Below are 1,255 nucleotides of genomic sequence, written 5' to 3' on the forward strand. Positions count from 1 at the left end.
CTTTGGGATGGAGGCCACCAGTAACTATGGGTTTCACCTGGCAGAATACCTGGCCAGCTGGAGAGAAACTGTCGGCCTGGAAGCCACTGGTCTATGTGACCCGTGCAAAACACATCAAAGACTTCAAGAAGGCATTCCCGGAGAGGGAGAAGACAGATCTTGTCGATAGCCAATTTATCGCCGAGTACCTCCGCTTCGGGAGGCTTCCCTACCCCTTCCAGGCAAAGTGCCCATATCTGCCCCTGCAGAGACTGGTTCGCTACCGCTATCATCTGGTGAAAAACCTCGAGAGGGAGACCAAGTTCTTCCTGGCCAATCTGTTCCTCAAGTTCCCCGGCTGGGTCCAGAATAGGCCAACTAAGACTCTGGGGAAGACGGCCATGGAGGTGCTGACTGAATTCTACTCCCTCGATGAGATCGTCCATATGCCCTTGGAGGAGCTCGCCCTGTTTGTGGCCCGGGCAGGCAAGAACCGCTCCCCCAATCCGGAGAAGATAGCGGCTGAGATCAAGAAGGCAGCCCGTGAGTCCTATCGCCTCAGCCCAAAGCTGGCCAACTCTGTGCAGTTCATCCTGGAGAATATAATCATCAACATCAGGGCACTTAAATCTCCTCTCAAAGAGGTAGATAGGGCCATCGCCTCCCAGATGGAGGGATTTTCCAATCCTCTGCTGTCTGTCAAGGGCATTGGGCCAGTCTATGCCGCCGGCATCTTTGCCTGCATAGGCAACATCAAAAGGTTCTCCTCCGATGACAAGATAGCCAACCTCGCCGGTCTGGTCTGGAAGAGAAAGCAAAGCGGAAAATTTGAGGCACAAGAAAGACACCTTATCCGTGAGGCTGACCGATACTTGAGGTACTACCCAGTAGAGGCAGCTAACTCGTTGCGAGTGCACAACGAGCAATATCGTGCTTACTACCAAAAGAAGTACCGGGAGGTGAATAAGTACCAACACAAAAGAGCCCTTGTGCTCACGGCCAGAAAGCTGGTAAGGCTGGTCTTTTCCCTGCTCTCAAAGAACCAGCTCTATGAGCCAGCCCGTGCGTTCCAGTGCGCACAGCCATCTTGATTCAATCTCATCTCGTCAATCAAAAAGCAGATTAAACAATAACTTTAGACTCAAAATCCCTTTTTCAAAAAACAAGATTTTGATTCGAGGGGAGGGTACGTCTTTTTTTCACTTGACATCATACCACACTCTTCATGATTATGTCCCTTTCAGCGTTTCCCTTGTCAAAATGGAGGACGACCTCG

At 51.1% G+C, this 1,255-nt stretch carries 1 protein-coding gene; it reads left to right on the forward strand.

All coding sequences use genetic code 11. From position 1 onward, the window contains the following. Positions 1-1,070: IS110 family transposase (locus tag J7J62_06885; protein ID MCD6124879.1), on the forward strand; the 1,070-nt coding region annotated here is incomplete at its 5' end. Between the last annotated feature and the right edge of the window lie 185 nt (positions 1,071-1,255).

Source organism: bacterium (assembly GCA_021159335.1).
Lineage (GTDB): Bacteria > UBP14 > UBA6098 > B30-G16 > B30-G16 > JAGGRZ01.